Origin of the sequence: Nocardioides sp. NPDC059952 (genome assembly GCF_042730435.1) — a bacterium.
Lineage (GTDB): Bacteria > Actinomycetota > Actinomycetes > Propionibacteriales > Nocardioidaceae > Nocardioides.
This window is the reverse complement of sequence record NZ_JBHWLY010000182.1, coordinates 1-1030: the sequence shown is the minus strand read 5'-3', so window position 1 is coordinate 1030 and position 1030 is coordinate 1. Positions and strand designations below refer to the sequence as shown.

2 protein-coding genes are annotated in these 1030 nt (G+C 63.6%); both read left to right on the top strand.

Going from position 1 to position 1030, the window contains the following annotated elements; all coding sequences use genetic code 11:
- The coding region (locus ACFV9G_RS30050) for an SLBB domain-containing protein (protein WP_378733168.1) at window positions 1–539 on the top strand (539 nt) is incomplete at its 5' end.
- Between the two features lies 1 nt (window position 540).
- On the top strand, window positions 541–1030 hold a 490-nt coding region (locus ACFV9G_RS30045), incomplete at its 3' end, for a YjbF family lipoprotein (RefSeq protein WP_378733166.1).

The window sequence follows — 1030 nt, the reverse complement described above, 5'->3', positions numbered from 1 at the left end:
CGATCAGCCAGTCCGGACTGGACAACCAGCAGGCCGACTTGTCCGGCATCCAGCTCAGCCGGGAAGGCACCACTTACACGATCAATCTGGAAACCCTGGCCCGCGAGTTTGGCGGCCGCCAATTGCTCCTCAAGGATGGCGACTCCATCTTCGTCCCTTATCTGGATCGCAAAGAGATCTTCGTGGTGGGCGAAGTCAATCAGCCTGGCGCCTACAGCTTCCGTACGGGCGATGTCTCGCTGAACCAGGCACTGGGCCGTGCTCGCGGCCTGCTTCAACAGACCGCAAACGGCAACGCCGTGTATGTCATCCGCGGCAGCACGGACCTGCAGCAGGAGCCGTCGATGGTCTATCAGCTGGAGGCGCGCTCGCCGACCGCATTTGCTGCCGGCAGCCAGTTCCATCTGCAGCCGGGCGACGTGGTATTTGTCGGCGCAGCCGGCGTCAGCCGTTGGAACCGCTTCGTAAATCAGCTGCTGCCCTTCACCAATATCCTGTACAACGCGGCGCGTACCGGAACCGAAATCAAGGACAACTGACATGGCTCGCATGGATGCGGCTTGCCACTGCCCAGCACATCGGGCCCATGGCGCGGTGTTGATGGTCATCGTCGCCGCCCTGCTGCTCACCGGGTGCACCACCGGCAGCCGTTCCACAGTGGACACCTTCCGGCTGATCACCCATCGCCCGGCACAGGCGACCGCAGAAGGCGTGGCCAACAACCGCTTCCCACAGATGCAGGTAGAAACTCCTGACCTCACCGCAGTGGCGGTGTTGGGCTACATCGATGGAGGCCGCCAGCAGTGGTTCGCAGGCTCACATGCAGTGTTCGAAATGGACGCTCACGGCCTGCTGCTGGGTGGCAGCGGCCTGGGGCAGCAATGGCGTGCGCGTATCGATGGCCCTTCGCCGTTCGACGACCTGCGTACAGTGACCGCGCCCGTTACGGTGCAACGCCGCTATGACTGGGTTCCCGCCTACCAGGTCGACGTCGCCGTGACCGGCACACTGAGCAGGGGCGCACTGGAGC